Consider the following 25220-nt stretch of genomic DNA (forward strand, 5'->3'; position numbering starts at 1 on the left):
GAACTGCGGGCAGAAATGCTCTGTATGACTCAACTAACGGAAACTTTGGATTAACAAAAAAAGGAGCAGTTTGCCGCAGTTTGCCGCGGCAGCTGCTTCATTTTATTTTGGAGCTTTACTTTATTACATCCATTGATGGGAGTCAGTTCTTAAAACTCGTTTTCCATGTGAAATTATAAAAAAGACCGATTATGTAATCGGTCTAGTGATAAATCTTTAAACGAAAAATGAATTAGCAGCTCTATGGATGATGCTTCCGTCTGACATACGAATTGAATCGTCATTATACCCTACAATCGTAGATGCCGGTCTGATCTGCATTCCGTTTTGCATGGCTTTAATTTTAGCTTTTACAGCAATCGCTACTTCAAAATCTTTGTTCGTAATAAGTTTTTGACCTGGTTCGAGTTTAATTTTAACGTGCATGTTATCTTACCTCCATAAATCTGTATGTTTATTATACTAAGGTCAAATAATACACCATTAACTTAAGATAAGGCAATGGAAGGGAATGCAATTGTTAAAAAAGTATGATGTCGCCTAACCGCTCCTCACTGAATACATCTGAAGTATAAGATGATTCAAGAAAGGATGTTGGCCGTGCAAGCTGTTCCTCATGATCTCGTTCAAGGATGGATCGCCTACACGTCGGACCGCGGCGGAACGTTCGACATTTGGCTGTACCGACCGCAGGACGGTCTTAATGTTCAACTTACACAGGGGCTTGGTGCGGAATTCTCCATTCCCTATTGGTCTCCGGACAGCAGAAGAATCGCTTTCATCGGCATCGGCAACGTGGTCCACCTGCTGGATACCGTCACGCCCGCCGTCGCCCGGATCGATCAAATCGAACCCTACACGCTGCTGGACTGGTCTCCGGACAGCCGGTTTCTCGCGTATGTCAAAAACGGGCGAATTGTCATCTATGATACTTTCTCACATAGCAGCGATGCCCTCCCGGAACCGGGCGCCAGCGATGCCCAGTGGTTCCCTTCGGGTACGGAGCTTCTGTTCGCGTCTCCGGATTCTACCGGCATCACCCAGCTCTTCCGAATCCGGGCCGATGGCACAAACCGAAGACAAATCACGCAAAAAACGGAGGGACCACTCCATGACGTCCGGCTTTCCCCGGACGGAACCTTTGCGCTTTATACGTACCCGGGTGCCAGTATCTCCATCATTTCAACGGTGGATCTGGCCACCGGCACCATCTGCACGCTGGATGGCGGACCACTCGCCAAAAACTATTTTCCGGCATGGTCCCCGGACTCCCGGAACATCGCCTACAGCGCAACCGCCTATAAGGAGCCGAATTATTATTCTCTCATCCAAATCGACAGCCGTACCGGTCAGAATCAAAGAACGTTGGCGGTTTCTGATTGTTTCTCCACTCCCGTTGGATGGTCGCCGGACGGAGGCAAAATCGCATATTTATCGGGATGCGCAGGTGTAGAAAGCGCAAGTCAGCTCTGGATTGTCGATATCAGGGAGCCGATGCAGGTGAACGTCCTCAGCGGCGGCCGGATTACCGCCCTGCAGTGGTCTCCTGGCGTCAGAGGAGTCCGGGAAAACATCTATACGAGCTTCGTGTACCAGATATCCTTTCCGTATCCCGCAAACTGGCGCCGGGTTAGCGAAGAGAGGTACGAAGCGCCCGACGGTTTTTTTCAGGTTTCTGCGATTTCAGCGGGCGACCGGATGGCCGATGTATGCCGCTCCGAAGCTTTTCATCCATTGATGCCTTACGGCTCTTCTCCCCGAATTGTCATGAAGACGGTAAAAAACCGGGAGGCTTGCTTCATTTTTCCGTCGGCCGACCAACCCGTTGAGATGAACAAACAGGCCGCATTCATCGTGAAATACCCCCGCCCTGTGCAAATCGGGGAAACGTTTTACAATTATTTTATCCTTTGGGCCGACGTCAATCACATCCGCCAAATTGGCGGTCGGTTGTCGTTCCTTTAGTCAAACTTCAGCCTGATCATAATGATTCCCTCGTACAAAGTGACAAACTGAAAAACGGGCTCATATCGTATTATGATACTGATAAGAGGAAGGGTGAACAAAGAACATGATTCATCCAGATACAGAACTTCGATTTGTAAGTGAAGAGGTAGGTGTCGGTGTATTTGCTACAAAATTCATCCCAAAAGGAACGATTGTTTGGATTTCAGATGATTTAGATATGATACTTGAGGAGGATTATGTAGATTCCCTCGATGAAATTCGGAGAGAGATGGTGATTAAATACACTTATCAAGAAAATAACGGCGACTATATTCTTCATTGGGATCACTCAAGGTACATGAATCACAGTTTCCAACCCACTTGTATTGATACAGCATATGAATTTCAATTAGCGGCAAGAGATATTAACCCAGGTGAACAATTAACATGTGATTATGGAATACTGGGTGATGATGAAGATTTTGAATGTGTGGCTGAAGAAGGTACGTCTCGAACAAGAGTCAAAGCAGATGATTATTTAAATTATTATCAGGAATGGGACGAGAAAGCCAAGGAGGCGTTTAAGTATTTTAACCATGTGGAACAACCGCTAAAATATTTAATTAAAAAGGAATTTTTTGATAAAGTTAATGCAGTTGCTTGTGGACGTGAACCATTAGATTCGATTCTCACTACTTTCACAAGTTAATTGCATCGATACGGGAAACATTAATCATCTTGATTTTCCTCGCGAAGAACGAAATGAAAATGGGAGAAATTCGCCTGACTATCGCACATAGGAGGAAACTTATGGTAGACGAAAACAAAGTGACGATTAAAGTGAACGACAACGGTTCGCTTCGGGTGACGGGGCCGGTCGAGCTGGTGGACGCAGAAGGCAACCTGTTCGAGCACAAAGAATCGTTCTCGCTGTGCCGGTGTGGAGGATCAAGCAACAAGCCGTTTTGCGACGGCACGCACAAGTCGATCGGCTTCAAGAGCGCGTCGAGAGCTAAAAAAGACTAAGTCTTTGGCAAGTGGCAACCCGGTCTCACGACGTGGCCGGGTTGTTCGCATATCCGGAAACCTATATTTAATAAGTCTATATGGGAGTGAATTCTCCCTTGAGTATCCCGGCTCCATTTTGCCCCTCTTCTACTAGTCGAAATCCGTCGAGCGAAAATGGTAATATCCTCGCTTGGCGAACCCGTCGTTTTATAATTTTTTTGTTCTTTTGCGCCCGGTAGTCCGCATTTCCTATACAATAAGAGTATTCGGTTTATTCAGGAGGCCAAGCTTATGAGGTCATTTTCGAAGGAAGAAAAAAGCTGGATGTGGTACGACTGGGGCCATTCCGCCTATTCCATCATCATTTCGACGGCCGTCTTCCCGCTCTTCTACAAAGCGGCGGCCGAGGACGCTGGCGTTAGCGCTGCGAATTCTACGGCTTACCTGGGATATGCGATTGCGATTTCGACGTTTATCCTCGCCCTGCTAGGCCCGATCTTGGGCACGATTGCCGATTACCAAGGGTTCAAAAAAACGTTTTTCGCAGGCTTCAGCTTGCTCGGCATCGTCGCCACCGCGCTGCTCACGTTTATTCCCAACGACAGTTGGCAGCTGCTGCTCGTCTGTTATATGTTCATCGCGATCGGCTCGGCGGGCTCCAATGTGTTCTACGATGCCTTCCTTGTGGACGTCACCGACGATGAACGGATGAACAAGGTGTCTGCCCGCGGATTTGCGATCGGGTATATAGGGAGCACGATTCCTTTTATCATCAGCATTGCGATCATTCTTCTTGCCGGGCAAGAGGTTCTGCCCATCTCCGTCACGGCGGCGAGTCAAATCGCGTTCTTCATCACGGCCCTCTGGTGGGGCGTCTTCACCCTGCCCATGCTCCGCAACGTACGCCAGAAGCAATACTTGAACCGCGAGCCTCACATCGTCGCGAACAGCTTCAAGCGTCTCTACAAGACCTTAAAGCAAATCAAGCAGCATCGCGCGATTTTCCTGTTCTTGCTCGCTTATTTTTTTTACATCGACGGCGTCGGGACGATCATTACGATGTCCACCGCCTATGGAACCGACCTGGGCATCGAATCGACGGACCTGCTCATCATATTGTTCGTCACGCAAGTCGTCGCTGCTCCGTTCGCAATGTTATACGGGCGTCTGGCTGATCGGTTCTCGGGCAAAATCATGCTGTACGTCGGCATTTTCGTCTATATCATCGTATGTATCTACGCGTATTTCATGAAGTCGGCGTTCGACTTCTGGGTGCTTGCGATGCTGGTCGCCACCTCGCAAGGCGGCATCCAGGCGCTGAGCCGGGCTTACTTCGCGCGGATGGTGCCAAAAGAGAACGCTAACCGGTTTTTCGGGTTTTATAATATTTTCGACAAGTTCGCTTCGATTCTGGGCCCCCTTCTCGTCGGTGTAACCGCGCAGCTCACCGGCCACACGAGCATGGGCGTATTCAGCCTCGTCATCCTGTTCATCGTAGGTATCGTCATTCTTATGCGAGTGCCGGAGCCGAGTACGGGACAGACGGTCGGCTTCTCAGGCGGGCATGGCGACAAGACAAGCGGGCTGAACTAGTCACCGTGGCACCGAGCTTGGTCTTAAAGCCAAGCGCAAGATGCTGTGCTTTGAGCTATCGGGGAACAAGAGCGCTAAAAGATATTGATAAAATTAAAAGAAATGGCTGAAGTAGCAATAAAGGTCTTTAAGAATATCTGACTTGGACATTTAAACGAGGGACGGAGGACGTTAGCTCAATAAAACAGCGGCAGTCTAAGACTAATTTTGAGTCTTATTCCGCCGCTGTTTCATTTCTAGAACGAGTCTAATACTTAATTTTTGATGGCTGACGATAATACATTTCATAAAACCAGTAAAATCAAGCACTTCACTCTAACACTTTATTTTCTCAAGACATCACGCCTTATTTTTGGCTGAAATCGTAATAGAACTTTGTCCGTTCCCCGAGAAGGACCTTGTAGATGTCGTAGTTCGTCTGCATGACGCCGGACAGGAAGGGCTTATACGGACGGTCCGTGACGTTGATGACGCCCGAATTATAGCGTTCCGCCCATTCGCCGATTCCCTGCCAATATCGGCCGAGAGGGGCTTGATCCACATAATTGAACCAATGGGCACCCACGACATAGCCGAGACTCGCGACGCTCTCCACGTAATTGCGGTAGCGCATGCCTCTCTGGAACTGGTTCACGGCCGCATTGGGCAGAAGAGGCTGCAGCCCCTGCTCCGCCGTGCCGTAGCTGAATTCGCTTATCAGAATCGGTCTGCCGCCCGATTTCGTATAGACATCCTTCAACAGATCGGCCTCGATTTTATAGGAGTAATAGTTAATGCTGATCACATCGGAATATTTCCCTTCGACTTCCGCCATCACGTCGCGGAACTTCGCATTGTGGAAGGGGGTCGTGATCCAGCGGTCTCCGAGAAGCAGGTGGTTCGGATCGTATTTATGGTACAGCCGCGAAACCGTTCCATAGAACGTATCGAGGTAATACCGGAAAAACGTATCCATATCCGCCCAGGACTCCGACGTTTTCACCGGAAGCTCCGCTTCAAGCAGGCCGTTAAAAGAGGTAAAGCTTGTTCCCCAGTTCCGGTTGAACATATCGATGGTCTGGTATTTATCCTTCAGCATTTTGACCAGACGGCCTTTAATGGCGGCGGAGCTGGCCTTCAGCTTCGGCACGTTGGAATAAAATTTGTGATAATCGTATTCGTTGCCGATGAAATAGCCGATCAGCATCGGGTCGTTCTTGTTCGGCGGCAGCGCTTTGGCAAACGCCTCATCAATCTTGGCCGCGGCGTCCGGCGCGAAAATATCGAAGATCGAAATCCCTTCCAGCTTAGCTAAGTCCATGTCCAGCGGAAGCATCCGCGTGTAAGGGAACTGATTCTCATTGCCGAATTTCTCGGGCGAAAAGCCCCCCGCGCTGTTAAAGCCCCATTTCTTCAGCCGCCCGACCGCTTCCGTATAGAAGGAGCTCTCCGTCGGAAACGTTCCCGTTTTCCTGTATTTATTCGCCATATAGTACGAGAAACTGCTGTGATCGGGCGAGATGAAAGCCGGCTCGTACGTTCCCTCGTAGGGAGGGATCGATTCAAACTGCTGCTCTCGGCCCTTGACCATCGTATAGGTTTCATGGGGGGTGATTCCGTTCATGCCCAGGCTGAAGAAAATGTTGCCGCTTGGCGTCTTCATCACCTTCCGGCCGCCGAGCTGCTGAATCGCGAAGTAGCCGGTGCCTTTCAGGCTGTATTTGGCCGCGCTGCCCGCCAGTCCGCCGTAACGGTCCAGATCCGCCGGCGGCTTCAGGCTGCCGTAATAGGAAGCATCGGCCTGGTCATCCGCTTTGAGCTCCTGCTCGCTCGTCACCTTCTCCGGAAAATCCGCGGCAACCATCTGACCGAACTTATCGACCAAAATATCGCTGCTCCCGTTGAGCTTGGTTTTGCGGATGGGGCTCGGTTCCAAGCCGTCTTTCACGGCATAGGTTTCGAGCACGCTGTATCCCGTAAGCTGGAAAGGCCCGGTGTAGAGCTGAAACGCAGGGGCGCTGTCCTTTCGGTAATAGATTCGGGCCCCTTGGGTCGCCGAAGACAGTTCGACCTGAAGCGATTCGGCGTTTCGGGCCGACTTGACATCGACGGAAGCGGTGCTTCGATTAATCGATACCCTGGAAAGCTGCGGCGACCAGGATTTGTCGGCTCCGTGCAGCTCGATTTTCAAATAGCGCATTCCTGCCGGCAGCGAAGAAGCCTCATAGGCGTACTGCTGCCAATCACCCGAAGGATTGCCGACCGGATAGGTTTTGACCGGTATTTCCTGATACGTTTTTCCATTCGCCGAGGCGAACATCTTGCTCTTTTTTAGCTCAATTCCGGTAAAAAAGTAGTTGTAAAAGAGCACAGAAGCGATATCGTATTTCGTATGGTAAACGATGCTTCCCGGCGCCGTCGACGTTCGCGACATCCGTTTCGCATCGCTGCCGAAGTGAGCGGGATGGTCCGTAGCTATGTACATATTCGCGCGGCTCGTCATCAGTTTGAAGCTTTCGAGCAGGTCGTAAAGGCCTACGGACGGCCCCGGAGGCGATACGGGCCCGTCCTCATACTTGTATACGGAAACGCCGCTGACTTCCGTTTTGCCGGAAGCGGGATGGTATACCGCGCACGTCTTCAACTGAAGCCCTCCTAGTACCGGAATGGGCGAAGTATACGGCTTGCGGGTGGACGATGTCCGGGGATCGCTGCCATCCGTCGTGTAGTAGATGGTCGCGCCTGGCTTCGCGGCGCTCAGTATCGCCATGCTTCCGTACGGAACGCTTCCCGAAGGAAGGCCGGATGTAACGCCGTCCGCCGGAACCGCGGCCAAAGGCAGGCTGCCGGGAACCTCTTTCATCGACAGGTCGATTAAGGCGGCTGCTTCCTCGCGGGTCATCGCGTCCTGCGGCCGGTACGACCACACGCCGGAATCCTGGGTAATGTCCGAACCGTACCAGCCGTGAGCAATAATGCCGCTGATTCCTTCTATCGCCCAGGTATCCGGCTTATCGCTGAAATTCAGCGCGCCGCGCGGAGTGAGACCCTGTTTTTTGGCATGCCGCCATACCATAACCGAGGCTTCTTCGCGTTCGACCGGCTCATTCGGTGAAAAAGTCGTATCGGAAGTGCCGTTAACGATGCCCGCCTGATAGGCGGCGCGTATATAGGCGGCTGCCCAGTGATCCCGGATATCCTGGAAGGGCGCCGGTCCTCCTTGGTCCTTCAGCTGAAAAGCGACGGAGACGAATTTGGCAAACTGGGCGCGGGTCAGCATCTGTTTCGGACCGTAAATCCCTTCGGAGATTCCGTTCGCTATGCCAAGCGTCTTCAAGTCGCGAATATAAGCGAAATAGGGGCTTGTATCCGGCACGTCTTTGAAATCCGCCGTCGTTGCGCCGACTCCCGTGCACGGCAATGATGCAAGGGCGATCATCACGGAGGTTGCAATCAATAATTTTCTCATCCTGGCTCCTCTCTTACTAAATTTATCCACTTCAATTATAAAAATCGGGCCTGTCCAAAGATATAAGGGGGGTGAAAAAATGATAATTCACTCAGAAATTTTCCTTTCAAATTCCAGCGCGGTTCCCAGCCGCCAAATAAAGAGACCACCGCGGCGGTCTCCGTGAAAGCCTTCCTCCTATACAAGCGGCACTGATGGATAAGATAAGTTATGTACTGAAAGTGTCGTTAAGCTAACAGGCAGGATAATTGAAAATGGTCCTAAAATCCGATGTAAGTCATTCAAACATGCTGTATACTTCGTATACTATTATTTGGAAAATAGTAATTCGGTTGGAGTAGGGCAGCAGGAATGTGTTCAGATGACGTCATAATTTTTACCACCTCTATAGGTTCTTTGGAATAAAATCTGTTGAGAAATGAGGGAGATATGATGGACACAATTTTCGATATTAAGTACGCCTCTCCGACTATACTTGTAACAGGCGGGGCAGGTTTTGTCGGCAGTAATTTTTTAAGGTATATGCTGCCTAGATACCAGTCGTACCATTTTATTAATCTTGATAAATTAACTTACTCAGGAAACTCAAACAACCTGTTAGATATCAATCAATATAAAAATCATTATTTTATCCAAGGGGATATTGGAGATCCAGATTTATTGGATTCCATTATCCGTGATTATAGCATCGATATAATCGTGAATTTCGCAGCAGAGTCTCATGTGGACAGAAGTATTAAAGATCCGGGAATTTTCATCCAAACGAATGTTAACGGAACTCAAGTACTTCTTGATAAGGCGGTAAAACACGGAATTAAATTATTTCTTCAAATCTCGACTGATGAAGTATACGGTTCATTACAGGATGAAGGATTATTTACGGAACTATCACCGCTCGCGCCGAATAACCCTTATTCTGCAAGTAAGGCAAGCGCGGATTTATTAATACGCTCATATAGCAATACCTACGGTCTTCCGTTCAATATAGTCCGTTTTGGCAATACATATGGCCCTTCGCAGCATCCTGAGAAACTGATTCCCATGACGATATTAAATGCATTGAATGATCAGCCGATTCCCATTCACGGTCAAGGAATGAGCATTAGGGATTGGGTCTTTGTTAAGGACAATAATGCGGCTATCAATACTGTGCTTCATTCTGGGAAGAGGGGAGAAATATACAATATTGGATCCGGGGAAGAAAAGAGGACCATTGATGTTGTTCGCTTCATCTTGGAGGTTTTGAATAAACCAAAAGAATTAATCCGGTTCGTTGAGGACCGCCCCGGCCAAGATTATCGTTACGCGAATTATCCGGCGAAAATTATGAACGAGTTGAGATGGAAACCGGCATATCATTTCGAAGAAGGATTACATCTTACGATCGAGTGGAACATGAAAAATAAAGATTGGTGGACACAGAAGGATATTATATCGAATGCTTCTAAGTTTTGAATTTCTAATGCTATGAACATAAAAGGAAGTCCCATTCGGGGACTTCTTTTTTGACTTTATCTCAATCTATGACTATAAAGTGCAGCAAGCTGATCGGTATTAAGAACTGACTTGGTCTCCCGTTCTTCCGCTATAAGCATGTGAATGAGGATGGCTGCCGTTAATTGTCGTATATCCTTCAAATAAGTGGTAGTGCCCCCCTCCTGGAAGGGCAATGGCTGGGCCAGTTGTCCCCTGAATGATGTGGGTATGACCTTGATTCACAGAAGTCACGGTATAATACCCGTGTACATGAGGGACACCGGTAGGAGCAGGAGCGGTCCAATTGGCGTATTGATGGGAGTGTCCATCATTATTGGAAGTCATACCGGCAAAAGAATGGACATGGACAGGTGTACCGTTCCAAGAGGTTATATATAGTTTGTGCGAATGATCGGCATCGTCATCTCCAGAATTCATAACGAGTCCGGTTATCGGAATATTCATATTATGCCCCTTTCTCCAAACATGTAAAGTACGGGATAGTCTATGTGGAGTCATGTTAGTCAGGAAACGGCCAATGCCCATCATAATAAAATAAATGCGGTAATCTTAAACAGAACGATAGCAACGCAGCAGCTGTTGCATTTATAGAAGATCTGAACACAATGGCTCCAGCTGACCGGGCTGGCAGAATAACACATGGAAAGGGTATAATAAATTGGCAGAAGTAAACACTAAAAGGGCTTTCTTGTGTTGAAATAGAAAGCAGATAACTTAACATATCATAATGCCAATGATTTTTGTTTTATGTAAAGAAAACTAAGATACAAAGGAAAAAAAGGAGTTACGATGACAGAGAAAAAAACAGAAACCGGATGGAATTTCGATAATAGTTATGCTCATCTGCCGAAATCATTTTTTAACAGGCAGGGTCCAACCCCTGTAAGCTCACCGAAGTTGATCATTCTTAATAATCCGCTCGCAGCATCCCTGGGGTTGAACGTCCAAGCGCTGCAAAGCAATGATGGCGTGGCAGTGTTTGCTGGCAACCAGGTCCCCGAAGGCGCTTTGCCTCTTGCCCAAGCTTACGCAGGGCATCAATTCGGGCATTTCAACATGTTAGGAGACGGCCGGGCTCTGCTGCTTGGCGAACAGATCACTCCTTTGGGTGAGCGGTTCGATATTCAGCTTAAGGGTTCAGGTAAAACGCCATACTCCCGCCGAGGCGATGGCCGGGCGGCACTTGGGCCGATGCTGCGCGAATATATCATAAGCGAAGCAATGCATGCGCTTGGTATTGCTACCACCCGCAGCTTAGCGGTGGTGACAACCGGTGAGTCCATATTCCGTGAAACCGTGCAACCTGGTGCAATTCTGACCCGCGTGGCTGCCAGCCATCTGCGCGTCGGCACTTTTCAATACGTTTCTAATCGGGGCAATCTTGATGATCTCCGGACTCTGGCTGATTACACATTGCAAAGACATTTTCCAGAAGTTGACGTTGTTGAGAACCGCTATCTTATCCTGCTTCAGGAAGTAATCAAGCGTCAGGCTATGCTGATTGCTAAATGGCAGCTCGTTGGCTTTATTCACGGGGTGATGAACACAGACAACATGACCCTCAGCGGAGAGACTATTGATTATGGTCCTTGCGCCTTTATGGATGCTTATGATCCAGCAACGGTATTCAGTTCCATTGACATTCATGGGCGCTATGCCTATGGCAATCAGCCTAATATTGCAGCGTGGAATCTTGCGAGATTTGCGGAAACGCTATTGCCGCTGCTGCATGTCAATGAGACGCAGGCTGTCAAATTGGCCGAGGATGCGATTTCAGATTTTGCCGAGTTGTATTACCATAATTGGCTTGCGGGAATGAGGGCGAAACTGGGAATCTTTAACGAAGAGCTGCAGGATGAATCTCTTATAGAAGGCCTCCTCAGTATGATGCAGAAGTATCGTGCGGACTACACCAATACATTCCGCGCATTAACTTTTGATACGCTGGAGGATACGGTCCTGTTTGGCACTACGGAATTTGCTCAGTGGCATGAGCAGTGGCAGACGAGACTAGGCAAGCAGCAGGAACCAAAATCCTCCTCGCATCAGTTGATGCGCAGCAGCAATCCCGCGCTGATCCCTCGCAACCACCGGGTAGAAGACGCGCTGGAAGCAGCGGTGAAACAAGGAGACTACAGCGTGATGGAGCGGCTTCTTGATGTTCTTTCGAGCCCCTACGCGCACTCCCCTGAACAGGCTGATTACTCCACGCTGCCTGCGCAATCAACCCATCCTTACCAAACCTTTTGCGGTACTTGATATAAAAGCAGTAGACCAACTAATTGATGAGCAGGCGCTGCGGTGGCCTGCTCATTTTATTATGCTAAAGGGCAAGCTTCAGAAACAAAATGGATCTTCGATACGTTTATAGTTAGGGGTGGTGTTGTGAGACCTATTATTTTCATGTTAACTCTGATAATGATATTAACTGGTTGTAATACAGCATCACAATATTCATTACAGGAAGCTAAAGGGAATGGCGATATCGTAGTTGGCCCAGGCGGGCCGCTAAACACAGAAAAAATAATATCATTCATAAGTAATGTAGATAAAGATCAGGAAAGTAAATTAAGAATAACAAGTTTTACTGACGAAGGGGATCCAATAATTAGCGATCTGCATTTCGATGGTGAGAAAATTCAATACAGTTATGATAGTTCCAGAGATAAGTTCGGGGGTAAAACAAGAGAGAAATCAAAAACCTCTTGTGAAAGGATCGATAAAAGGGAAGTTTCCCGTGAGGGTAAAGCGGAGGGCACTCAATACATACTAACCGGCTGCAGGAAAATCATAGGCGTGCACGAATCGGGCAAAAAAGAAATTTTTGTTCTTTTTGTGGAAAGATAACGGATGAACGGATTATTCAATTATAACAATAGCAATTAGATTTATAAGAAAGAAAAAGTAAGCTCTTAAATCATAGTAAGCGGTTCAAATATTGCCGCCGCACTGATCGGAGTCAGGCAGCAGCTCGATAAACCGCTGGGCTGCCGAAGATAACGGAACGCCGCGCAGCGTAGCGATGCCAATGCTGCGCGCGGGGATGGGCGGATGAACTGGTATTTCGATAAGCTCGCCTGTTGCCAGCTCATCTGCGGCGTATTCACGAATAAGGAAGGCGAGTCCGAAGCCGCTTCGCGCGAATTGGGCAAGTAAATCGATGCTGCCCAGCTCAAGCTCAGGAGCAAGCTTAACGCCATGCGCGTCGGCATACTCGTCAAGGGAACGGCGTGTGCTGCTTCCTTTCTCTAATAGCATCAATGGAAATTGGCTTATATGTTCAAGCTTTAAGACATTGCCGCCAAGCGCGGAATAAGCCCGGCCGCAGGCAAGGATATCCTGCAGCGGCATGCTTACACGAAAGTCCAGCTGTTTGTCTGCCGCAGGCATATGCACAATTCCAAAATCGATTTTACCCTCCTTAAGGAGAGCGATTGTTTCGGGGGAAGTACGATTCGTTACGCGGATGCGAATGTCAGGGTAAGCGGTATGAAACCGTTCCAAATAAGGCATCAAATAATGCTTGCATAGCGTGTCGCTGGCGCCGATGCTGATTTCCCCGCTTTGCAGGCTGTGCATTTCTGCGAGCATTCGCTCGCCCGTCTCCATAAACCGGTATGCCTGTTCGATGTAACGGAACAGCACCTCTCCCTCCGCTGTGAGTTTAACCCCCTTTGCCATGCGGAAAAATAACTGTCCGCCTAATTTGGCCTCTAATTGCTTAATGGTTTGCGTGACGGCAGGCTGTGTAATATATAGCTGCTCTGCGGCGCGCGAAAGGCTGCCTGTCTTGGCTGTCCAATAAAAGACGCGATACCACTCCATATTAATAAGCATACCTATTACCTCACCTTATATTTCATATTAGTAATATCAATTATATTAATGTCATTATTGCCATTATAATGAACGATGTAGAGTGAAAACAAGGTCGGGAGGCGATTGGTTTGACAGTTACCGCAATAGTGGGGGCGAATTGGGGAGATGAAGGAAAGGGTAAAATGACGGACGCGTTAGCCGCAAAATCCTCGTATGTCGTGCGTTATCAAGGCGGTAGCAATGCCGGGCACACGATTATAAACAGCTTTGGGAAATTTGCGCTTCACATGCTGCCTTCGGGCGTTTTTTATCCGCAAATTACGAACGTCATCGGTCCCGGTACGGCCCTGGACATTGATGTGCTGCTGCGGGAGCGGGATGAGCTGTTGGCCAGAGGAGTGCCGGAGCGCGAATTCGCATATCCGAACGGGCTCAGGTTGTGCTGTCCATTCATCGTTTGTTCGATGAGCTGGAGGAGGAGCGGCTTGGAGCAAACAGCTTCGGATCAACGAAGCGGGGGATCGCTCCGTTTTATGCGGATAAATATGCGAAGCTAGGCATTCAGGTTGCGGATTTGTACGATGAAGAGCGACTGCTGCAGCGACTAGAGCAATCACTGGCTGCCAAAAATGTGCTGCTTGAGCAGCTGTATAACCGCAAGCCAATAGACGCGCGCGGGCTTCTGCCTGAGCTGCTTGACCAGGCCGTGAAGATCCGTCCTTTCGTATGCGATACGAGCAAGCTCCTTCATGACGCTTACCTGCGCGGAGAGCCGATTTTGCTGGAGGGACAGCTTGGGGCGCTTCGTGATCCGGATCACGGCATCTATCCTTATTCGACTTCATCTTCAACGCTGGCAGGCTTTGCGCCGGTTGGTGCGGGACTGCCGCCCTACGCGATTACGCGAATCATTGCGGTAGTAAAGGCGTATTCCAGCTGTGTGGGAGCGGGGCCGTTCGTTAGCGAGCTGACAGTTGCGGAAGCCGACAAGCTGCGCCGATTAGGCGGCGATGCAGGAGAGTTTGGCGCAACGACCGGACGGCCGCGACGGATGGGCTGGTTTGATGCGGTAGCTACCCGCTATGGCTGCATGATTCAAGGCGCTACGGAGGCAGCGCTAACCAATCTCGATGTACTCGGTTATTTAGAGGAAATACCAGTATGCGTAGGTTATGAGCTGGACGGACAAATCGTGAAGGACTCTTATCCGGTTACGGCAAAGCTTGATTCGGCAAAGCCGATATTGGAGCGGCTGCCGGGCTGGCACTGCGATATTTCGCAGGTGCGCGTATTTGAGCAATTGCCGGAAGCGGCGCAGCAATATGTCCGGTTTGTGGAAGAGGCAATCGGCGTGAGGGTCGCAAGCGTATCGGTAGGGCCAAGCCGCGAGCAGCTCATAAAGCGATAAACGCGGGCAGGCAAAGAAAAAAAAGCAGTGTCCGGGCATTCAGGATGCTGCTTGTTCTCTCCACCCTATTGTTTTAACCGAATAGAAGTTTTTCTTTACAGCGAAAATAAATAATAAACTTGGGCTTGCCAAAACTAATGCCATTAGTTTATTATAAAACTAATGGCATTAGTTTTTAGTTGAGGGGGCCGATTGGGATGAGAATGATTCGTGAAAAAACGGTTGTGCAGCTGACATATTTGCCGAATGTGTTTCCGGTAAATTGCTATTTGGTTGAGGAGGAAGAAAGCTTGACGCTGGTGGATGCCGCGCTTCCTAATAATGTTAAAGCTATCCTGCAAGCGGCTGATCAAATAGGTAAACCGATTAACCGGATTGTACTGACGCATGCTCATGACGACCATATCGGCGCCCTCGACGGATTAAAGGAGCAGCTTCCTGCCGCGCAGGTGTTCATATCCAAAAGAGACGCAAGATTGCTTGCGGGTGATCGATCTCTGGACCCTAATGAACCAGGCGGTCCGATTCGCGGCGGCGTGCCGAAGAAGATTCGTACGAAGCCTGACATTCTGCTGAAGGACGGCGATCGCATCGGTTCTTTGCTCGCGGTAGCCGCGCCGGGTCATACGCCCGGTTCGATGGCATTCCTTGACATGCGGAACGATATTTTAATCGTTGGAGATGCGTTCCAAACCCGCGCAGGCGTTGCGGTCTCCGGACAGCTGAAGCTGTTGTTTCCTTTTCCCGCCATGGCTACCTGGGATAAACGAACGAGTCTCGAATCGGCGCGCCGACTGAGAGAATTGAAGCCTTCACTGCTCGCTGCCGGTCATGGCAATATGGTGTTTCAGCCGAAGCGGCTGATTGATAAAGCAATTAATGAGGCGGAGCGGTCCTTGGCAAAATAGAAGTAAAAGGGGGATTTCTCCATGTCACCAAGACGGGGGCTTGATTTGCTTACGATCGTGGAAGCGGCAGCTGCCATCGCAGATGAGCACGGTATACAAGAAGTAACGCTGGCATCGCTGGCGCAGAAGCTTGGCGTTCGTTCTCCTTCCTTATATAACCATGTGAACGGATTGAATGGGTTGCGCAATCAGCTTGCCATTTACGGGCTGAAGAAGCTGACTGCTGCAATTAATATGGCTTTAATAGATAAAAGGGGCGATGAGGCGATACACGCCATTTCCTCCGCATACATCGCATTTGCAAGGATGCATCCGGGTTTATATGAACTAACCTTGCGCTCGCCGGACGCGGGTGATGCAGAATACGCGGCAGCCGGGCAGTTCCTGGTCGATCTGTTGGTGAATACGCTCAGCTATTATAAGCTGGACCGCGATAAGGCCATTCATCATGTGCGGGGATTACGCAGCTTCTTGCATGGATTTGCTTCCATCGAGCAGAAGGGCGGTTTTGGGATGCCTCAGGCCGTCGATGAAAGCCTGAAACTCGTAATCCAAACCTATTTGAACGGACTTCGCCAGCCCTAATCAAAGTTAAAAGAAGCTGACCCCTGATGCTTACATGGCTAATTGACGGGGATGTGCAAGAGTAGGTCTATTTTCTAGACTTATTTTGGTGAATCGAGTAAGTTTGAGGGGAATAGATCTAGATATTAAATCTATTTTCATTGGAGCAAAGGCTTAAACGGCAAATTAGCCGGGATGCGCAAAAGTAGGTCTGTTTTCTAGACTTATTTTGGTGAATCGAGCAAATCTGATGAAAATAGTTCTACATATTAGATCTATTTTCGCAGGAACGATGTATAGATAGCTAGTTGATGAGGATAAGCGCTGCAATTCAAGGACGCTATGAGGGTGAACTTATTCGCCATACAGGAAGGGGCAGCTCTTTAAGGCTTATGACCTTGAAGAACTGCCCCTTTCTGCCTATTAGTATGCTTGTTGGATCAATGCGGCAGCGCCGATCAGTCCCGCATCCTGCTGCAGCAGTGCGGGAACGATAGCGGTTTGTCTGCCCGACGGGTTAAGCGCATTTTTGGAAACGTAGTCTCTTACGGCTGCAAAAAGCGGCTCGCCTACCTGCGAAACGCCGCCGCCGATTACGATTTTGTTCGGATCCAATATATTGATGAGCGAAACGCAGCCCATGCCGATCGAAGCAAATACGCGGTTAACGAGCTCTGACATTTGCGGATCGCCTTGCACGGCCAGTTCGAACGCTTCCTTGGATGTAACTTCACGGCCAAGCAGTTCCGTCGCTTGACGGGCAACGGATGTACCGGAGGCAACTGCCTCCCATGGCGTACCGGCTTGATCCACGAGCATAAAGCCCGCGTCACCGGCATTGCCTGTTGATCCGGTAAGCAGCCTTCCGTGCATAAAGATGCCGGCGCCAATGCCCGTACTTATCGTAATGAAGATGAAATGCTCGGAATCCTTCGCAGCGCCGATCCATTTCTCGGCGAGCGCAGCTGCCGTAGCGTCATTCTCCATCTTAATAGGCAGAGGCAGATGCGCTTTAAGCGCGTCTACGACAGGGAAGCCCCACCAGCTTTTTAAATTAGGAGGGCAGGTTAGCTCTCCTTTTTGCGTATTGAGCGGGCCGGGCGCGCCTACGCCGACTCCCTTCAATGTCTCAAGCGATAGCCCGTTCTGCTCAGCCAGCTGCTTTACCGCGTCGGCGACCCGCGCAAGCATCTCGGCCGGCGCGACCGTGAGGTCGGTTTTTAACGAGCCTTTAGCAATAACGTCTCCTTGTTCATTTACGAAGCCAAATGCTATTTTTGTTCCGCCAATATCAATTCCTATTGCTATACTCACGCAGCACCCTCCAATGATATGAAAAATAACTGAAACTGTTCGAGAAAAAGTCTATCACACTCGCGTAATATTAGGAAGAACAGAGCAGAAAAGCGCGCAGCGGAAGCGGCAGCTTTTACCTTTAACTAATTCTGTACAAAAAGAGAGGAGTGTAGTAATATCCTATCGAATAGTGCTAGAGAGAGGATCCTTTGCGGCGCAAGGGGTCCTCTGGGCTTTACATCCGGGCGAAGAGAAGAAGGTTAATTATCCGATGGAATCCGAGGTCAAAGCAAGTCAACGCATATTGAAATTTGGGATGCCGATGACCGCAAACGTATGGCGAAACGCCCGCATTGATGTTGGGGCATCCTGTCTGTTCAGCTTATTTAATGTTGTTTTGAACCAGTTCTACGTCGCATTCGCAATTCAACAGGGCGCAAGCAATTTTCAAGTCGGATTATTGTCGGCTGCACCCGCAGTCGGCTTACTGTTTTCACCCTTCTGGGCGACCTGGATCGAGAAAGCAAACAATCCGAGACCGTTCGTCATCATTCCCAATGCGATCGGTAGATTGCTCTTGCTGCTGCCTGCCTTATTCGCAAATCCATCGGTATATGTTGCCGCTGCGCTCGCGTTTCAACTATTGATGGGCATTCAAGCTCCTGCCTATGCGGCGCTTATATCGCGGATGTATCCGGCTGATTTGAGAGGAAGACTCATGGGCTACGTGCGGATGGCGATGGGGGTCATCATGATTCCGCTCGCTTACTTCGTAGGTAGCTGGTCGGATGCCTTTGGTCCGTCTGGGCCTTTAATCGCAGCTTCTCTTGCAGGTATGCTGTCTATTGGATTATTTAATACGTTGAAGCTGCCAAAGCAGACGGTAGAGGTGAAGCCCGCTGCTCTGAAAAAGGGAAGCCGGTTTCCGCTGCAGGAGCAGTGGAAGCTCATTAAAGAAAATCGGACGCTTGCTGTTTTTCTTGCGGCTACTACGTTCGCAGGCTTCGGCAATATGCTTGCCAATCCGCTCTATCAGATTATTCAAGTTGATGTGTTGGAGCTGTCAAACGTACAGATTGGATATGCCCGCGTCGCTTATTTTACAGCCTTGCTTCTTACCTTCTGGATAGCGGGCTGGATGATCGATCGGATCCATATTAAATATACGCTGCTATGCGGCATTGCTGCTTATGCTGTAGTGCCGATGCTGTATGGGATTTGGGGAAGCTATGCTGCGGTCATAACCGGAAATGCGATTCAAGGGATCGGGGAAGCGATTTGGGATATCGGTATTTTAGCATTTGTGTTCCGGTTGGCGCCCGGCCGCGAAGCGATGGTGTTCGGCTTGCATTTGATGCTATTCGGATTCCGCGGTACGCTCGGTCCGCTCCTCAGCGCATCGCTGTCTACTAGCGTATCCTTATCGGTACTGCTTATCATCGCTTCGATTTGCGGCTGGATCGGAACGCTTCTGTTTTTATCGGGCAATTGGAAACGACGGAGGCTCACCCCGCAAAGTTAATCTCTTACTCAGTTCTCGTTCATCTCTCGTTCATATTCGAATGCTAGAATTCATTATTAACATAAGGAATTCAAATTAGGAGATGAACGATATGAACAAATGGAAAGTGATGCTTAGCGCGGTAGTTATCGCTGCTGCTCTAGCAGGATGCGGAGCGCAGGAAGAACAGACGCAGGCTGAAACGCAGGCAGGCGGGCAGGAAGAAGTGCAGCAAAATGGAACGAACGGCAGTGCTCAGCAGGGCGATGCCGGATCGGGCATGAGACAAATGGGCGCTCAAGCGGATTTGATGGGAAAAGTGAAATCGATTGATGGACAAACGATAACGCTCTACAAATCTGCGGTGCCGACGGGGCAAGGCGGTCCCCCGCAGGGAGACGGTACCGGCGAAATGCCAGCGGATGGGGAAGGACAGCAGCCGCCAGCTGGAGATGGAACAGCTCCAGAAGGTGGCGGACGAATGAATAGGGGAGCGATGTTTTCGGACGAAACGGTAGATATTAAAGTGACCGCCGCGACGAAAATCGTCTCCATGACCTTCGAGAACGAACAAATGGTAGAAAAGGAAGTCGCATTAGCTGATCTGAAGGCTGATGATATCTTGTCCGTTATGCTAAAAGACGATACGCAGGAGGCCGAGTCGATTACGATTCGTACCGGCGGCTTCGGAGGCGGTGGCGGTGGCGGCAGACCGCCTCAGCAGCAAGATCAGCAGGCAGCAGCAGCGCAATAAGCGCAAGAATCCGCGATAAATAATTGGCTTGAATAGAAGGAGATGCACGAGCCCGTGCATCTCCTTTTTTTTGTTGTCTGAAAGAAGTCTGGATTGCTATACCCCCGCAAATTGGTATTCCAATCCGAAACTAGTTTATTAACGGCAGGAAGGAGTGGAACGTGAATAATTCAAAAGCGGTAACACTTATAAGCCGGATCTATCAACGTCAACTTCCACTGTTTGACTCTGAAGAGATGGCTAAAGAAGCGATTGACGACATCGATATTTTTCAAGTCGCTCCCCAAGTTTATTATTTGTTGAAGAGCGGCGGACTTTTAGAAGCCGTACCTTCTGAGCACCTAAACGAGCTAAAAGAGGGTGTAGATGCTGTTTTGTTCCAAAATATGCTGATCCGCTCCGAAATGTACAAGCTTCTTGACGCTTTCGAGCGTGCGGGAATTAGGGTTATCGTGCTGAAAGGCATTCGTTTGTCTGAACGGTTTTTCGGCCATTTCTCGGGCAGAGGGACATCGGATATCGATCTGCTCGTACATCCTGCAGACTTGGATAAGGCGGTTTCTCTTTTGGAGAGCCACGCATTTATCCGGTATGAAGAAGACGATGAGGATCATTTCCATATGTTGTTGAACAAATTTTATGCTAACGAGGATTTCCCGCTGCTTGGGGTGGAGCTTCATTGGAACATTTTGAGGGAGCATGTCTCGGATACGGATATGAGCGGCTTATGGCGGGAAGCGGAGCCGATTTCCCCTTATCAATTTGTGAAGGAGCTTTCGATCAAGGATACCTTTTACTACCTATGCCTTCACGGCTATAAACATAATATGTTTTCGCTTAAGTATGTTATTGATATTTTACATGTCTTGCGGTGCTGCAGCGCAGAAATCGACTACGGTATTCTCTTTGAACAGGCAAAGGGGGACGGAAATTATGCCAAGGTGCTGATCGCGCTGACGATTGTTTATGACTTATTTCCCGAGCTGCAGGAGATCAAGCCGCTGACTGTACGGAGACGCTGGCCGCTCTGGAATATCGAATTGATGCGCAATGCCCAGAACGGTCGAAAAAACTGGCGGCTTTACGGCTTCCATCTGTTTTCGGCATTCGTCGCCTATGATTCGGCCAGACAACAGTGGGCGCATCTGCGTTATTTGCTGCTTCCGCCGAGAGAGTATGCCTTGGACCAATTGAAGTATGGCAGTAAACCCGCAGCTTCGGATTCAAATGAGCCGATAACCAAAATCTATGCCAGAATCTATAAGCGACGACTGCAGTTTTGGCTGCGTACCCTACGCTCCAAACGAAATGAGAAAAGTTAATTTGAACAGTCCCGGTATTGCGACTCGGGAAGCAGGGATTCAAATTTTTATAGTAAAATCTAACTAAATTTTAGTAAAAATGTTGACGGATAGTAGAAACTTGCATAAGTTTTTGGAGAGGAGGTGAACGCAATGAAAAAGTATGAAGCTCCAAAAGTACTTATGCAGCAAACTGTCGAATTTGGTACAGCAAGACCAAGCGATAAAATCGGCGGCTACGAATGGTGTCAGAAACGTAACTTTAAACCTAGATTCTGCAGACATTATATCGGTGGCTAAGTAGAAAGCGTGATAGATTTTTTTTGGGAAGGGGAGCGGGCGAACGAGTTTGCTCCCTTTTCTTCTCTAGAAACTTCTGAAGAACGGGCGGTGCAGGATGACGTACACATTGCATACACAGGTCGGAAAGAGTTCGATTGTTTTTCAAATTCAAACCACCTTTTTATATACAGAATTGACCGCAAGATTTCGTTCTTTGGAACCATGCCCTAATCATAAAGAGCCTGACATGAAAGTGGAGGTCTACGACTTCTACGGAAAACCGTATGATGACGGTCCGGTCGAGATGGAGGACATCGGCGGAGAATATGTTTATACCCGCTCGGATTATAAGCTGGTTGCAACACCGGATTACAGCATGGCTAAAATCTATGTTCACGACGATCTGGCGCTCAAGCACGCATTAATCAATCTCTACAGTGCCTGGCTGATCCATCGGCGCGAAGGGCTGCTCATTCATTCTTCCTGCGTGGTAGAAAATAATCGCGCTTGGATGTTTGCCGGTCCATCCGGAGCGGGCAAGTCGACGGTGGCCGATCTTTCCGTTCCGCGTCCGATTCTCTCCGATGAGGCAACACTTCTGCTATTCGAGCCGGATGGCTCGATCACGGTCCATGACTCCCCGTTCCGCAGCGAAATGGAAGAAGCATGCGAGTTGCCAAGCAGTTCCTTGGCAGGTATCCATTTTTTGATCCAATCGCAAAATGTACAACGGGTTGGTATCCGTAAGGGCGATGCGCTGATTAAGCTGATTGATAAAGTTTTTTATTGGGAGCATAACAAGCTGGAAACGGCTAAGCTGATCAAGCTGTGCAAGCAGGCGGTAGAAGCCGTACCCGCTTACGAGCTGTATTTTCAGAAAAATGATACTTTTTGGGGAGTGATCTCATGACGATTCTGGCAAACCAGAAGCTGCTAAGACAGGAAAATATCGAGACGGCGGAACTGGACGGCGAGTGGCTGCTGCTGAATATCGAGACCCACGGCATCACGAAGGTGAACGAGCTTGGAGGCTACATTTGGTCGATCCTTCCTGACTATCCGACGGTTGCAGAGCTGGCCGGAAAAATCCATTCCGAGTATGGCGTTGAGCTGGAAACGGTTAAAGCTGATGTGCAGGCATTTGTTCAGATGCTGCTGGAGGCCGGTTTGTTAAGAAATGAATGAATTGGTCCCTGTCCTATCAGCGGCAATCGAGCGTACCGGCAAAATCGAGCTGCCCTCATCGGGTATCAGCATGTATCCTTTGATTAAAGAAGGCAACATCAGCACCTTTATGACTGTGCGGCGGGAAGATCTGAAGGTTGGCGATATATGCTTATTCGTTACGGAACAGGGATTGTTGACAGGTCACAGGCTGTATGCGGTGAAAAAGGATGTCCTTCAGGAATGGTTCATCTTTAAGGGGGATACGTGCTTTGAGCCGGATGATCCCGTTCCGTTCTCAAGCATTATCGGACGATGGGCGGGCGTTCGCCGCAACAGCCGTTTTGTACCCGCGAATCATTGGGAGTCCAAGCTGCTTGCGGCTCTGGCCAAGTATGTGCCCAAATGGTACAAAGTGACTCGTTGGTACGCAGAAAGAAAACTGCGTTAAACGCAACGGCCGCAGAGTGATTTTGACAAAGGAGTATTTTGACGTGAAAACGGAGAACTCGAAGTGGGAAGCTGGTAAGCCTGTTAATGTTAGTACATTCGAGCAGCAGGGTTCGGAGAATCCATGGCTCCGTCTAAGGGCGGATGTGGACAGCAGTATACGAAGATTTCGGCTATACGATGTCGTCTTTAAAACTTCGATGTTGGAAGTGGTGGACGAGCATGGGAAAACGATGATGACCTTACGTAAGGAAAAAATGATCGATGTATCCGTTCGTGAAGTTCTCGGCGGAGCATCGTTTTTTATTATAACCGGTGATGGTGAAATAGAAGCTGCTGCATTTTCACTGCCGTACATTGAGTCTTTCCGGCAGGCATTGCCTGCAATTAAAAATTGGCTGGCAGAAGAGGAAGCCGCAGGCGGTGCTGCCGACCATAGTGCCGAAAAAAATAAGGAAGTGAAAAGAGGCGAGAAACGCGGCGAACAGGCCTCTTCCGGTAAAAGCAAACGTGAAGGAATCAGCAGCAAATGGTCCATGCTTCAAAGGCTGGCAGCTTATTGTACCCCTTATCGGCGTCCCATGCTGGTAAGCGCATTACTGCTGGCTATATCCGTATTTATTGAAGTGATCCCCCCTTATTTGATCAAAATGATTGTGGATGAAGTGACCAAATCATCCGGAAGCACGGCTGTTCTGTTTGGCTTGGCAAGCAGTTTAGCCCTTGTACAGGTGATATCTGCAGGCATGCAAGTCATCCGCAGCTACTTGGGCGTTCGGATAGGCGGGAATCTGATAGGGGCGATCCGCCGGGACATGTTCGGCGCTTTGATGAAGCTTTCGATGCGATTTTTCGATCATCGCCAGGTCTCGCAATTTATCGGACGGATCCAGGACGATACCGAAGAGCTGAAAGAGTTTCTGACGAACGGCATCGTTTATCTGGTTACGCAGCTGCTGCTCGCCGTATTTATCTTGTTTATGTTGTTTCATCTGAATTGGAAGCTGGCTGCGATGATTCTAATCCCGACTCCGCTGCTCGCAGCGGGATTCTATTGGTTGTGGAAAAGGCTTAGCTCGATGTGGTACTCGCAGTGGCAGTCCGCTTTACATGTGAATAATGTGATTGGCGAAGCACTTCAGGGCATTCGGGTCATTAAAGCCTTTGCTCAGGAGAAGGCCGAGAAAAACCGATTCGACAGGGTGAATGATCAGTGGATCAACCGGACGATTTCTTTCGGTAATCTTTGGCTTGGCGTATCTCCGATTTTTACGGTGTTAACCGCTGCGTTCGGCATCGCTGTCTGGTACTTGGGAGGACGCTCGGTCATGTCCGGCACCATGTCCATTGGTACATTGACCGCCTTTACAACCTATTTGCTCATGTTTTTCGGACCTGTCCAAGCCTCTGGGCAGCTATTAAGCTGGTTAAACCGGTCGCTTGGCTCGGCCGAACGCATTATCGAAATCATCGATGCCAAGATCGATGTCCCTGACAAACCGGATGCGGTTGAGCTTTCTTCCGTAGCTGGCGAGATCCGCTTTCACGGTGTACGGTACGGGTATGAAGTGGACCGCCCGGTGCTGAAAGATATCGGCCTCACCATCCGCCCCGGTGAAATGATCGGATTGGTTGGACGCTCGGGTGCAGGGAAAACAACTCTCATCAATATGATCTGCCGGTTTTATGATCCGAATGCCGGGAGCGTTGAGCTTGACGGGTACGACTTGAGAGATATCCGGCAGGAGAGCCTCCGGAAGCATATTGGCGTCGTGCTGCAGGAAACATTTTTGTTTGACGGTACGATAGCCCAGAACATAGCCTATGGCTGTCCCGATGCTTTGCCGGAAGCCATTATCGAGGCTGCCCATGCTGCGAATGCCCATGATTTTATTTGCCGTCTGCCGGAGGGTTATGATACACGCGTCGGGGAACGCGGACACCGCTTATCAGGCGGGGAAAAACAGCGTATTGCAATTGCAAGAGCTTTACTGCTCGATCCGGCGATTCTGATTTTGGACGAAGCGACGTCATCTGTTGATACGGAGACAGAGCGGCTTATTCAAGAAGCGCTAAGCCGCTTAATTCAAGGGAGAACTACAATCGCGATTGCCCACCGTCTTTCCACGCTTCGTCATGCAGACCGGCTTGTTGTCCTCGACCAAGGCCGTATTGCGGAAATAGGGACGCATGATGAGCTTTACGCGAAACAAACGCATTACTATCGTTTGGTCGAATCGCAGAAACAAATGATAAAAATGCCATCGGAGGTCGGATGAG

At 49.2% G+C, this 25220-nt stretch carries 22 protein-coding genes and 1 pseudogene; 18 read left to right on the forward strand and 5 right to left on the reverse strand.

Annotated features, from left to right (window positions below; all coding sequences use genetic code 11):
• Positions 1 to 216: 216 nt before the first annotated feature.
• A complete protein-coding gene (locus tag AC0YNZ_RS09165) occupies positions 217 to 426 on the reverse strand; it encodes an NAD(P)H-binding domain containing protein (RefSeq protein ID WP_110769758.1) in 210 nt (69 codons plus the stop codon).
• 165 nt (positions 427 to 591) lie between these two features.
• Between AC0YNZ_RS09165 and AC0YNZ_RS09170 the strand changes: the two genes are divergently transcribed.
• From AC0YNZ_RS09170 to AC0YNZ_RS09185, 4 genes are all read left to right on the forward strand, one after another.
• A complete protein-coding gene (locus tag AC0YNZ_RS09170; RefSeq protein WP_475826500.1) occupies positions 592 to 1965 on the forward strand; it encodes a TolB family protein in 1374 nt (457 codons plus the stop codon).
• A gap of 106 nt (positions 1966 to 2071) precedes the next feature.
• Entirely contained in the window at positions 2072 to 2656 is a 585-nt protein-coding gene (locus AC0YNZ_RS09175; protein WP_475826315.1) for an SET domain-containing protein, read from the forward strand.
• Positions 2657 to 2757: 101 nt separating this feature from the next.
• A complete protein-coding gene (locus AC0YNZ_RS09180) occupies positions 2758 to 2973 on the forward strand; it encodes a CDGSH iron-sulfur domain-containing protein (protein ID WP_475826316.1) in 216 nt (71 codons plus the stop codon).
• A gap of 273 nt (positions 2974 to 3246) precedes the next feature.
• Complete coding sequence (locus AC0YNZ_RS09185) at positions 3247 to 4548, forward strand: MFS transporter (RefSeq protein WP_475826317.1); 1302 nt, start codon at positions 3247 to 3249, stop codon at positions 4546 to 4548.
• A gap of 346 nt (positions 4549 to 4894) precedes the next feature.
• Here the strand turns inward: AC0YNZ_RS09185 and AC0YNZ_RS09190 are convergent, their stop codons facing one another.
• Positions 4895 to 7996 carry an S-layer homology domain-containing protein gene (locus tag AC0YNZ_RS09190; protein ID WP_475826318.1) on the reverse strand — a complete coding sequence of 1034 codons (3102 nt, stop codon included), beginning with the start codon at positions 7994 to 7996 and terminating at the stop codon, positions 4895 to 4897.
• Positions 7997 to 8425: 429 nt separating this feature from the next.
• On the opposite strand from AC0YNZ_RS09190, the gene rfbB reads away from it, so the two are divergent.
• Positions 8426 to 9451, forward strand: coding sequence for a dTDP-glucose 4,6-dehydratase (gene rfbB, locus AC0YNZ_RS09195; protein WP_475826319.1), 1026 nt, complete (start codon positions 8426 to 8428; stop codon positions 9449 to 9451).
• 99 nt (positions 9452 to 9550) lie between these two features.
• On the opposite strand, the gene AC0YNZ_RS09200 is transcribed toward rfbB, so the two are convergent.
• A complete protein-coding gene (locus AC0YNZ_RS09200) occupies positions 9551 to 9937 on the reverse strand; it encodes a YmaF family protein (protein WP_475826320.1) in 387 nt (128 codons plus the stop codon).
• Between the two features lie 345 nt (positions 9938 to 10282).
• Between AC0YNZ_RS09200 and AC0YNZ_RS09205 the strand changes: the two genes are divergently transcribed.
• Positions 10283 to 11752 carry a protein adenylyltransferase SelO gene (locus tag AC0YNZ_RS09205; protein WP_475826321.1) on the forward strand — a complete coding sequence of 490 codons (1470 nt, stop codon included), beginning with the start codon at positions 10283 to 10285 and terminating at the stop codon, positions 11750 to 11752.
• Positions 11753 to 11794: 42 nt separating this feature from the next.
• On the forward strand, positions 11795 to 12340 hold the full coding sequence (locus AC0YNZ_RS09210) for a DUF4362 domain-containing protein (protein ID WP_475826322.1): 546 nt from the start codon (positions 11795 to 11797) through the stop codon (positions 12338 to 12340).
• A gap of 84 nt (positions 12341 to 12424) precedes the next feature.
• On the opposite strand, the gene AC0YNZ_RS09215 is transcribed toward AC0YNZ_RS09210, so the two are convergent.
• A complete protein-coding gene (locus tag AC0YNZ_RS09215) occupies positions 12425 to 13330 on the reverse strand; it encodes a LysR family transcriptional regulator (protein WP_475826323.1) in 906 nt (301 codons plus the stop codon).
• A gap of 110 nt (positions 13331 to 13440) precedes the next feature.
• Here AC0YNZ_RS09215 and AC0YNZ_RS09220 point away from each other — a divergent pair.
• The 3 genes and pseudogenes from AC0YNZ_RS09220 (at position 13441) to AC0YNZ_RS09230 (ending at position 16213) form a co-directional block, all read left to right on the forward strand.
• Positions 13441 to 14720 (forward strand): annotated as a pseudogene (locus AC0YNZ_RS09220) (adenylosuccinate synthase).
• Positions 14721 to 14917: 197 nt separating this feature from the next.
• Complete coding sequence (locus AC0YNZ_RS09225; RefSeq protein ID WP_475826324.1) at positions 14918 to 15628, forward strand: MBL fold metallo-hydrolase; 711 nt, start codon at positions 14918 to 14920, stop codon at positions 15626 to 15628.
• A gap of 21 nt (positions 15629 to 15649) precedes the next feature.
• Positions 15650 to 16213, forward strand: a complete 564-nt coding sequence (locus tag AC0YNZ_RS09230) for a TetR-like C-terminal domain-containing protein (RefSeq protein WP_475826325.1) — start codon at positions 15650 to 15652, stop codon at positions 16211 to 16213.
• A 402-nt stretch (positions 16214 to 16615) separates the two neighbouring features.
• Here AC0YNZ_RS09230 and AC0YNZ_RS09235 read toward each other — a convergent pair whose 3' ends face one another.
• The gene (locus AC0YNZ_RS09235) at positions 16616 to 17506 is read right to left on the reverse strand and encodes an ROK family protein (RefSeq protein ID WP_475826326.1); all 891 of its coding nucleotides are present in this window, start codon (positions 17504 to 17506) and stop codon (positions 16616 to 16618) included.
• Between the two features lie 253 nt (positions 17507 to 17759).
• Between AC0YNZ_RS09235 and AC0YNZ_RS09240 the strand changes: the two genes are divergently transcribed.
• The 8 genes from AC0YNZ_RS09240 to AC0YNZ_RS09275 all read left to right on the forward strand — a co-directional run bounded on the left by AC0YNZ_RS09240 (position 17760) and on the right by AC0YNZ_RS09275 (position 25219).
• Entirely contained in the window at positions 17760 to 19010 is a 1251-nt protein-coding gene (locus tag AC0YNZ_RS09240) for an MFS transporter (protein ID WP_475826327.1), read from the forward strand.
• A 91-nt stretch (positions 19011 to 19101) separates the two neighbouring features.
• The gene (locus AC0YNZ_RS09245) at positions 19102 to 19743 is read left to right on the forward strand and encodes a hypothetical protein (RefSeq protein ID WP_475826328.1); all 642 of its coding nucleotides are present in this window, start codon (positions 19102 to 19104) and stop codon (positions 19741 to 19743) included.
• 161 nt (positions 19744 to 19904) lie between these two features.
• A complete protein-coding gene (locus AC0YNZ_RS09250; RefSeq protein WP_475826329.1) occupies positions 19905 to 21065 on the forward strand; it encodes a nucleotidyltransferase domain-containing protein in 1161 nt (386 codons plus the stop codon).
• Between the two features lie 132 nt (positions 21066 to 21197).
• Entirely contained in the window at positions 21198 to 21344 is a 147-nt protein-coding gene (locus AC0YNZ_RS09255) for a hypothetical protein (RefSeq protein WP_475826330.1), read from the forward strand.
• A 229-nt stretch (positions 21345 to 21573) separates the two neighbouring features.
• Complete coding sequence (locus tag AC0YNZ_RS09260) at positions 21574 to 22236, forward strand: hypothetical protein (protein WP_475826331.1); 663 nt, start codon at positions 21574 to 21576, stop codon at positions 22234 to 22236.
• Complete coding sequence (locus tag AC0YNZ_RS09265) at positions 22233 to 22511, forward strand: PqqD family protein (protein WP_475826332.1); 279 nt, start codon at positions 22233 to 22235, stop codon at positions 22509 to 22511. Before AC0YNZ_RS09260 ends, AC0YNZ_RS09265 begins: the two co-directional genes overlap by 4 nt.
• Positions 22504 to 22941 carry a S24/S26 family peptidase gene (locus AC0YNZ_RS09270; RefSeq protein WP_475826333.1) on the forward strand — a complete coding sequence of 146 codons (438 nt, stop codon included), beginning with the start codon at positions 22504 to 22506 and terminating at the stop codon, positions 22939 to 22941. Before AC0YNZ_RS09265 ends, AC0YNZ_RS09270 begins: the two co-directional genes overlap by 8 nt.
• A 43-nt stretch (positions 22942 to 22984) precedes the next feature.
• Positions 22985 to 25219 carry an ABC transporter ATP-binding protein gene (locus AC0YNZ_RS09275; RefSeq protein ID WP_475826334.1) on the forward strand — a complete coding sequence of 745 codons (2235 nt, stop codon included), beginning with the start codon at positions 22985 to 22987 and terminating at the stop codon, positions 25217 to 25219.
• Position 25220 lies beyond the last annotated feature (1 nt).

It is taken from the genome of Paenibacillus sp. J2L1-98 (genome assembly GCF_056269405.1).

What these genes read in the sequence shown, in the direction of transcription:
- AC0YNZ_RS09260 (WP_475826331.1), top strand. Translation starts at nt 21,574, where the DNA reads ATGAAAGTGGAGGTCTACGACTTCTACGGAAAACCGTATGATGACGGT.
- AC0YNZ_RS09185 (WP_475826317.1), top strand. Translation starts at nt 3,247, where the DNA reads ATGAGGTCATTTTCGAAGGAAGAAAAAAGCTGGATGTGGTACGACTGG.
- AC0YNZ_RS09245 (WP_475826328.1), top strand. Translation starts at nt 19,102, where the DNA reads ATGAACAAATGGAAAGTGATGCTTAGCGCGGTAGTTATCGCTGCTGCT.
- AC0YNZ_RS09265 (WP_475826332.1), top strand. Translation starts at nt 22,233, where the DNA reads ATGACGATTCTGGCAAACCAGAAGCTGCTAAGACAGGAAAATATCGAG.
- AC0YNZ_RS09170 (WP_475826500.1), top strand. Translation starts at nt 592, where the DNA reads ATGTTGGCCGTGCAAGCTGTTCCTCATGATCTCGTTCAAGGATGGATC.
- AC0YNZ_RS09190 (WP_475826318.1), bottom strand. Translation starts at nt 7,996, where the DNA reads ATGAGAAAATTATTGATTGCAACCTCCGTGATGATCGCCCTTGCATCA.
- AC0YNZ_RS09175 (WP_475826315.1), top strand. Translation starts at nt 2,072, where the DNA reads ATGATTCATCCAGATACAGAACTTCGATTTGTAAGTGAAGAGGTAGGT.
- AC0YNZ_RS09230 (WP_475826325.1), top strand. Translation starts at nt 15,650, where the DNA reads ATGTCACCAAGACGGGGGCTTGATTTGCTTACGATCGTGGAAGCGGCA.
- AC0YNZ_RS09205 (WP_475826321.1), top strand. Translation starts at nt 10,283, where the DNA reads ATGACAGAGAAAAAAACAGAAACCGGATGGAATTTCGATAATAGTTAT.
- AC0YNZ_RS09255 (WP_475826330.1), top strand. Translation starts at nt 21,198, where the DNA reads ATGAAAAAGTATGAAGCTCCAAAAGTACTTATGCAGCAAACTGTCGAA.
- AC0YNZ_RS09165 (WP_110769758.1), bottom strand. Translation starts at nt 426, where the DNA reads ATGCACGTTAAAATTAAACTCGAACCAGGTCAAAAACTTATTACGAAC.
- AC0YNZ_RS09200 (WP_475826320.1), bottom strand. Translation starts at nt 9,937, where the DNA reads ATGAATATTCCGATAACCGGACTCGTTATGAATTCTGGAGATGACGAT.
- AC0YNZ_RS09270 (WP_475826333.1), top strand. Translation starts at nt 22,504, where the DNA reads ATGAATGAATTGGTCCCTGTCCTATCAGCGGCAATCGAGCGTACCGGC.
- AC0YNZ_RS09240 (WP_475826327.1), top strand. Translation starts at nt 17,760, where the DNA reads ATGGAATCCGAGGTCAAAGCAAGTCAACGCATATTGAAATTTGGGATG.
- AC0YNZ_RS09180 (WP_475826316.1), top strand. Translation starts at nt 2,758, where the DNA reads ATGGTAGACGAAAACAAAGTGACGATTAAAGTGAACGACAACGGTTCG.
- AC0YNZ_RS09225 (WP_475826324.1), top strand. Translation starts at nt 14,918, where the DNA reads ATGAGAATGATTCGTGAAAAAACGGTTGTGCAGCTGACATATTTGCCG.
- rfbB (WP_475826319.1), top strand. Translation starts at nt 8,426, where the DNA reads ATGATGGACACAATTTTCGATATTAAGTACGCCTCTCCGACTATACTT.
- AC0YNZ_RS09215 (WP_475826323.1), bottom strand. Translation starts at nt 13,330, where the DNA reads ATGCTTATTAATATGGAGTGGTATCGCGTCTTTTATTGGACAGCCAAG.